The sequence below is a fragment of the Dyadobacter sp. genome (genome assembly GCF_051859145.1).
GTDB lineage: Bacteria > Bacteroidota > Bacteroidia > Cytophagales > Spirosomataceae > Dyadobacter.
On the sequence record NZ_JBHYGF010000196.1, the window covers coordinates 1 to 7,780 of the forward strand.

The 7,780-nt window shown below is 44.4% G+C and carries 6 protein-coding genes; 4 read left to right on the forward strand and 2 right to left on the reverse strand.

The annotated features are described in order from the left end of the window. Positions 1 to 218: 218 nt before the first annotated feature. Positions 219 to 854 (forward strand): peroxiredoxin, encoded by a 636-nt coding sequence (locus tag ACTIE6_RS12550; protein WP_056281726.1) that lies wholly within the window; start codon positions 219 to 221, stop codon positions 852 to 854. 155 nt (positions 855 to 1,009) lie between these two features. Here the strand turns inward: ACTIE6_RS12550 and ACTIE6_RS12555 are convergent, their stop codons facing one another. After that, positions 1,010 to 1,738, reverse strand: a complete 729-nt coding sequence (locus ACTIE6_RS12555) for a DUF6962 family protein (protein WP_439556967.1) — start codon at positions 1,736 to 1,738, stop codon at positions 1,010 to 1,012. A gap of 326 nt (positions 1,739 to 2,064) precedes the next feature. Here ACTIE6_RS12555 and ACTIE6_RS12560 point away from each other — a divergent pair, with 326 nt between their 5' ends. Further along, on the forward strand, positions 2,065 to 4,578 hold the full coding sequence (locus tag ACTIE6_RS12560; protein WP_439556968.1) for a TonB-dependent receptor domain-containing protein: 2,514 nt from the start codon (positions 2,065 to 2,067) through the stop codon (positions 4,576 to 4,578). Positions 4,579 to 4,747: 169 nt separating this feature from the next. Next, positions 4,748 to 5,446 (forward strand): MCP four helix bundle domain-containing protein, encoded by a 699-nt coding sequence (locus tag ACTIE6_RS12565; RefSeq protein WP_439556969.1) that lies wholly within the window; start codon positions 4,748 to 4,750, stop codon positions 5,444 to 5,446. A 53-nt stretch (positions 5,447 to 5,499) separates the two neighbouring features. Here ACTIE6_RS12565 and ACTIE6_RS12570 read toward each other — a convergent pair whose 3' ends face one another. Beyond that, a complete protein-coding gene (locus ACTIE6_RS12570) occupies positions 5,500 to 6,051 on the reverse strand; it encodes a hypothetical protein (protein WP_439556970.1) in 552 nt (183 codons plus the stop codon). A gap of 238 nt (positions 6,052 to 6,289) precedes the next feature. On the opposite strand from ACTIE6_RS12570, the gene htpG reads away from it, so the two are divergent. Beyond that, positions 6,290 to 7,780 (forward strand): molecular chaperone HtpG (htpG, locus tag ACTIE6_RS12575; protein ID WP_439556971.1); only part of this gene is annotated, 1,491 nt, incomplete at its 3' end.

Genomic DNA, 7,780 nt, shown 5'->3' on the forward strand with positions numbered 1-7,780 from the left:
TTATTCAAAGGAGCTTAGCTGCAATTAAAACGCAGTTAAAGGCACCTTAAAATCAGGTTAAATGTGCGGGAATGGGGGCAATGCAGCTTTTCTGAGCCATTTTCTGGTATGCAAGGAATTCTCCTGCATTTGATTCCAAATGAAACTATTTATTTAATTTTGTGTTAAACTCTACAATATTGGTAGATTATTATTGTTTCACTTAAATACAAAAACATATGTCACTCAGACTTGGAGATATTGCCCCTGATTTCGAGGCAAACACTACGCAGGGACCAATTAAATTCCATGAATGGCTTGGCGAAAGCTGGGGCTTGCTGTTTTCTCACCCGGCGGATTTCACGCCTGTTTGTACAACAGAACTTGGCAAAACTGCCTTGTTGCAGGGAGAGTTCCAGAAGCGCAATGTTAAAGTACTGGCAGTGAGCGTGGATGATATTGATTCCCACAACCGCTGGATTCCGGATATCAATGAAGTAAATGACACAGAAGTTAATTTCCCGATCATCGCAGATGAAGGACGGAAAGTAGCTCAGCTATATGATATGATCCACCCGAATGCAAGCGAAAAGTCTACCGTGCGTTCGGTATTCGTGATCGGACCTGACAAGAAAATCAAACTCACATTGACTTACCCGGCATCTACCGGACGTAACTTCAATGAAATTCTGCGCGTAATCGATTCATTGCAGCTGACTGCGAACTACTCGGTTGCAACTCCGGCAGACTGGAAAGATGGCGAAGATGTGATCGTAGTGCCGGCTGTGAGCACAGAAGATGCCGAGAAGAAATTCACAAAAGGTCTTAACATCGTAAAACCTTACCTGCGTTATACCCCGCAACCTAATAAGTAGGGGAGAAAGGAGGAAGGAGGAAGGGGACGAGGGATGTAAATGCGAAAAGGTGTCTGTTAGGACACCTTTTCGCATTATTTTAGTTCATGTCTCCTCCCTTTCGTCCCTCCTCCCTTTCCTCCTTCTCCTTTTTCACATTGAGCGCAGTCGAAGTGTCACTCTTCCTCCTGTATCACCTCTTCAGGTACAATCATTTCATCTCCATAATAAATCATCTGGCGGGCTCCCTTGTAGTAGTACCAGATCGAGGTTGCCATGGCGATGTGGCTGATATCATTGTAGTTGAACCACGGACCGAAGCTGAATTTCAATGCATGTAACCCGGCTGCAATGGCGCCCCAGAGCGTTGCGATGAAAATATTGACACTACCTGGATCCTTGCGTTTTTTATAAACATATATCTCGATCAGGAATAGCATCAGGAACAAACCGTAGAATGCGTGAACTTCGACAACGATAAAGTTCAATGTCACGAAAGTCAGTACAAAGAAAACCGTTAGCTCCACGTAGTTCAGCCAGCCGAGATATTGTCCGTTTCTCTTATTCAATAGTGGTTTGATGTGCCAGATCGCGGCGCGTTCAAACAGTGCTACGGCGATCATGCTCGCAAACCAGCCGGGAATTTTGCCACGCTGTCCGGTGAGGTATAAAAATCCGTGACCTAATACACCGCCAATCGCAGTTGCAATCGCCATAAAAAGGAAGAAATACTGGATTTGTTTATACATCCGATGTGCTCTCCCCAGCTTGTTAAGATGGAAAAATGCATAGATGCAGATAACCGTCATCGCAAGGCTCGATAACACAGTGGAAGGTTCCAGAATGGTAATACCGAATACCTGGATCTGGTGGACTTTTGAAAAGTCGATTGCAACATCATTCATGAACAGAAGAGCGTTTAGTCGCGGAAAAATGGGAAGCTAAAACCAATTTCGTGGCTAAAAGTAAAATACAAATGGCTAAGTAATGGTAATATCCTGTCCCCAGGCCCCACTTTACCAAAATTATACCAGCTCTGCTTCATATCCTACAAGGCCAGCGCGCTGCCTGTACATGTCGTAACGGACAAAAGCGGCAATTGGAAGATGAAAACAGCCCGGCTGTCTATTATCACTTTGGAAGTGGAGACAATATTTTTCTTTTGTATCAGGAATTGTATTTAAGTCAGGACAGGTGAAATGTCCCCTCTTTTTATCAAAGTTTTAAAATCATGAAAAAAACATTGCTCCTCATCTTTAAAAATAGCCTGCTGATTTTGTTGGCGGCCATTTTGTGTCAGAATGTAAATGCGCAGGCACCGGCAGGAGCTTCGCAGAATGCTGTGGAAAGTGCTGCAAAAGGCAATTCGAAGATTTCAGGAATTGTACTTGATTCAGCAGCTGCGAAAGGCGTGGAGTTTGCGAGCATTGCATTATTCAGTGCCGCAGAAAACAAGGCGATCGACGGGACAACTGCGGATGAAAACGGCAGGTTTACCATTACGAAAGTGGCGCCGGGAAATTACAAGCTGCTGATCTCCTTCATCGGGTTCAAGGACCGGACCATCGACAACGTCAAAGTGGAAAAAGGAAAGGATATCGACCTGGGTTCAGTACAGCTGGCTTCGAGCATCCAGAATTTGCAGGAGGTAACAATTACAGGAGAAAAATCGCTTGTGGAAGAGCGGGTTGACAGGCTGGTGTTCAATGCAGAAAAGGATATTACCTCCAAAGGCGGTGACGCGGCGGATTTGTTGCGGAAGGTACCTCTGCTTTCGGTAGACCTGGACGGAAATGTATCGCTGCGTGGAAGTTCGAACATTCGTGTACTGATTAATAACAAACCTTCTACCATTATCGCCAGTAATGTGGCCGATGCATTGAAGCAGATCCCGGCAGATATGATCAAGACTGTGGAAGTGATCACTTCGCCTTCCGCCAAATACGATGCGGAAGGATCGGGCGGGATCATCAATATCGTGACCAAGAAGAACAACTTGCAAGGTTTGACGCTCAATATTGATTCCGGGGTAGGTAACCGGGGTACTAACCTGGGCTTGAATGGCAGTTACCGCAAAGGCAAAATGGGCTTTACCCTCGGTGGTTTTGGTCGTGCCTTTTACAACAAAGCTACTTCTCTGCTGGATCAGACTACTTTTTCAAGGGAAACCGCTTTTCTGACAAAACAAAGTTCCGATGCGAAAGACAGGGGTTTGTTCGGGCAATACTCACTGGGCTGGGACTACGATCTGGGTAAGAACCAGGCGCTTTCGGCCGGGCTTCGTTATGGCACGCGAAATTTTATTCAGAAACAAAACCTGACGATTAACCAGTTTGAAAATGATGTGCTCAATCTTACTTCCCAACGGAAAGTGGATCGGAAGGATTTATCCGGTACGGTAGATTTCAACATCGACTATATACGCACTTTCAAGCCTCAGCAGGAATGGAGCATTTCAACACTTTACAGCCGCACGGGTTTGACCAACAATTTCAATACCGACCTGCTTACTGAATCCAATGCAGTGAGCAGTACTTTAAAAAACGAAAACAAAAACCACAATTCTGAATTTACATTACAAACTGATTACCAGACGCCAGTCGGTAAAAACCAGTTGATCGAGTTTGGTGCAAAAGGTATTTTCAGGACTGTGGATAGTGATTTCCGGTACTTAACTTCCACCGAGTCGGGCGACTTTATATTAAGTCCCACCAATCCTTCGGGCACATTAAATTATAGCCAGAATGTAGGAGCGGGGTACGTTTCCTATACTTTGACTACTAAAAGCAAGTATACTTTCAAGGTGGGAACGCGCTATGAATTTACAGGTATCACTGCCAATCTGGGCGATAAGGGAGGCGTTTCAATCCCGAACTATGGTAACTTGGTGCCGAGTTTCAACGTTTCCAAGGCACTTTCGGGAAGTACTACATTGAAAGCAGCTTACAACCGCCGGATCCAGCGGCCGGGCATTCAGCAGCTGAACCCGAACGTGAATTTGTCCAATCCACAAAGTATCAGCACAGGTAACCCTGCATTGAGTCCGGAGCTGACTGACAATTTTGAAGTCGCATTGAGTACGAACATCAAGAAAACTTACCTGAATGTTTCTGCATTCGCCAGACAGACCAACAATTCGATCACGCAGGTTAGAATGGCGGTAGATACCTTGCAGGGCGCTATTGTGACTACTTTCGAGAACATCGGAAAGCAGCGGGCTTATGGAATGAATGTATTTGCAAATGTGTACCTTACTCCCAAATGGACTGTAAATGGAAGTCTCGACATTTTGCACACTTACCTGGAAGGACGAACGACGAACCTGGATGGAATTTCTGAGTCAGCCAGCAACTCGGGTTTTAATTATGGTGGCAGGTTAATGTCACAAATTCAGCTTCGGCAGGGTTGGGGCGTACAGGCATTCGGATTTTACCGCGGCAAGGAAATTCAATTGCAGGGAACACGCACCGGATTTTATATGTACTCGCTGGGCTTCAAAAAGGATCTTGCCAATAAGAAGGGAAGTATTGGTTTTGCAGCTGAAAACTTCATGACCAAAGGAGTGAAGTTTACTTCTGACCTGACTTCTCCTCAATTCAACCAGAGCTCGCAAACGCAGCTTTATAACCGCAACTTCAAGATTACATTCAACTATGCGATTGGTAAAATGAGTTTCGATGCGCCAAAACGCAAGACCAAGTCAGTCAATAATACGGATGTAATCGGCGGAGGTGACCAAAAATAGGTATAGCTGCGTACTTTTGAGAGAACCGGTGTGCTGCCTGCGCGCCGGTTCTTTATTTTGATACCTTCTAAAAATATAAAAGCACCCGGGTACTACGTTATTTTGACAAGATAATTTAGCATTTTTGATATAGCAAGAGAGAGGAGCGACCGGGTTCAACCTGCATGATATGAAATGGACTTACTTAATTCAACGGAAATTGCGGGCAATGTGCCTGTTGGCAGGGATTATGCTGGTGATCGTTCTGGGTACGATACTGTCGCAGCATAATGTAGAGGGGATCGGGCATTCATCTGCTTCCATTTACAACGACCGTCTTATTCCGGCCACGACTATTATTTACATTACCGAAAACCTGTATAGCAAGCGGCTGGCACTTGAAAATCATCTTTTCAGCAGCAGCGCCGCTGTTTCTGACAAGGTGGGAAATCAGCTGAAATCTTACGATAAGAGCATTGATTCACTTTTAAGCCTTTTTGAAAAAACCTATCTCGTAGAGGAGGAGGCAAAAAGCCTGTCTGCATTCCGTGACCAAAACAGCCGGTATGTGATGCTGGAAGCGGAGATACTGTCGCTTTGTGCAGCCGGGAATGTGGAAGAGGGGAAAAGGATTTTCGCCCAGCATGGCGCATTGAAGTTCAGGGAGGCGGTAACCAGCCTGAATGAACTGACCGATATCCAGTCGAATGTCGGTAAAGATCTGATGAAGGAATCCAAAAGCAATATGGCGAGTTTCGGAGTGATTACTTCTTTGCAAATCGGGCTGGCTTTGGTGATCGGGCTGATGATACTTGCATTGTTTTACGACTCCAAAATAATTGAAAAGCCTGCCCTGAAAGATAAAAGCCAGTATTTTAACCTGAACTGATGAATAACAAAAAAGGCCGGCATTTGCCGGCCTTCGCTTTGCTCAGGAATATTTTATTGACCTACTTTCCGTCCTTTCAACGTTTCACGCTGATTTTTAACTTGCTTCAGAAGGTCTTTCTTTACAAATAAGCGGGTTCCGTTTCCGTTTTGAAGATCAAACGTACGCTCTTTGTAATCGAATTTATTGTTTGGTAAAACGTCCAGGAAGTAGTTCTGGCCGCTCAGGTTGAACTTCATTCCTTTGGTATCCTGCTGGGTATCGTCCCAGGAAACGTGGATCGTCCCGGTTTCAGAACCCAATGCAACACCCGGTGTGAAAGGAAGTACATTGATCGTCTGAATGCTCTTTCCATTGCTCATCGTAATCTGACCTTCCGGATTTACCTTGATATCATTCGGATCAGATACTTCTCTTCTGATGTTGATTGCTTTGTCATTAAAAAACTGCACTTTCTCCAATGGAATATTAGCGGACTCCAGATCGCGGCGTAAATCTTCTGTAAATACCGTATAGTTGGACAGCGGTACCGAATTCATGGTGGTACAAGCCGAAATCGTGCAAAGGAAAAATGCACCTGCAATTGCTTTTTTAATCAGATTCATGTTAAATATTGGTGTTCGTATGGAACAGGTTTGAGATTTTAGCTGGGTTGCTTACACTCGCAATATTAAGAAAAAAGCCTTTCACATACCAACCGTTCACTCGCGGGCTTTCAACAATGCGTTAACTGACAATGTGTCAGCCAAAGTGTGTTTTGATTGTATTTGGAACGCATATTTGATCCGGGTATTGCGACAGCCGAAAAACAAATTGTTAAAATAAACAACTAAAAAACAGACTATGGAATCAGTGATTCAGGAAAAAGGAAATCTTAGCATTCACACCGAGAATATCTTTCCGATTATCAAAAAATTCCTTTATTCGGACCACGAAATATTTTTACGAGAATTAGTTTCCAATGCAGTCGATGCTTCCCAGAAGATCAAAAAGCTGGCTTCTTACGGCGAGTTCAATGGAGAGCTGGGCGAGTTGAAGGTTGTTGTGAAACTGGACAAGGAGGCGAAAACAATTACTATTAGCGATAATGGTATTGGTATGACAGCCGACGAAATCAAAAAATACATCAATCAGATCGCATTCTCGGGAGCAACCGAGTTTGTTGAAAAATACAAAGACAAAGGCGAAGACGGAAAAGGTGACAAAGGTATCATCGGGCACTTCGGTCTCGGATTTTACTCGGCTTATATGGTTGCCGAAAACGTGGAGATATTGACCAAATCCTACAAAGAAGGCTCAGAAGCAGTACGCTGGCAATGCGACGGTTCGACTGAGTTTGAACTTTCGCCCGCAGAAAAGGCAGAACGCGGATCAGATATCATCCTCCACATTGCGCCCGATTCGGAAGAATTCCTTGATGAACATCGTCTGCGCGGGATTCTTGAAAAATACGGCAAGTTCCTTCCTATCGAAATTGAGTTTGAAGAAAAGATCATCAATAATCCAAGTCCGATCTGGACTAAGAGCCCGTCGGACCTGACGGACGAAGATTACCTCGCATTTTACAAAGAGCTTTATCCATTCAGCGAAGACCCGCTTTTCTGGATCCATTTGAATGTGGATTATCCGTTCAATCTGACTGGTGTTCTCTACTTCCCGAAACTGAGAAACGATTTTCAGGGGCAGCGTGAGAAAATCCAGCTTTACAGCCGCCAGGTGTTTATTACCGATGAAGTAAAAGACATTGTTCCCGACTTCCTCCAACTGCTTCACGGTGTAATCGACTCTCCGGATATTCCATTAAACGTGTCCAGAAGCTACCTGCAAGCTGACGGTAATGTAAAGAAAATCAACGGATACATTACCCGCAAAGTGGCGGATAAGCTGCTGGAAATTTTCAAAAACGACCGTGAAGGATTTGAGAAGAAGTTTGACGATATCGGTTTGTTTGTGAAATACGGTATTATCAGCGATGATAAATTCTACGAAAAGGCAAAGGATTTCTGCCTGGTGAAAAATACAGACGGTAAATTCTTCACTTTTGAAGAGTACCGTCAGCACGTTGGCGAAAACCAGACGGACAAGAACGAAAATCAGGTCTGGCTTTACACCACTGACGAGAAGAAGCAGGATGCATTTATCCAATCTGCCAAAAAACGCAGTTACGACGTACTTGCGCTGACGAGTGTCATCGACTCGCACTTTATTAATACGTTAGAGCAAAAGCTTGAAAAAGTAAATGTGAAGCGTGTAGACGCAGATACATTGGACAAGCTGGTTGAAAAAGACGTGAAGCTGGAAAGCATTCTTTCGACTGACGATCAGGAAAAAGCG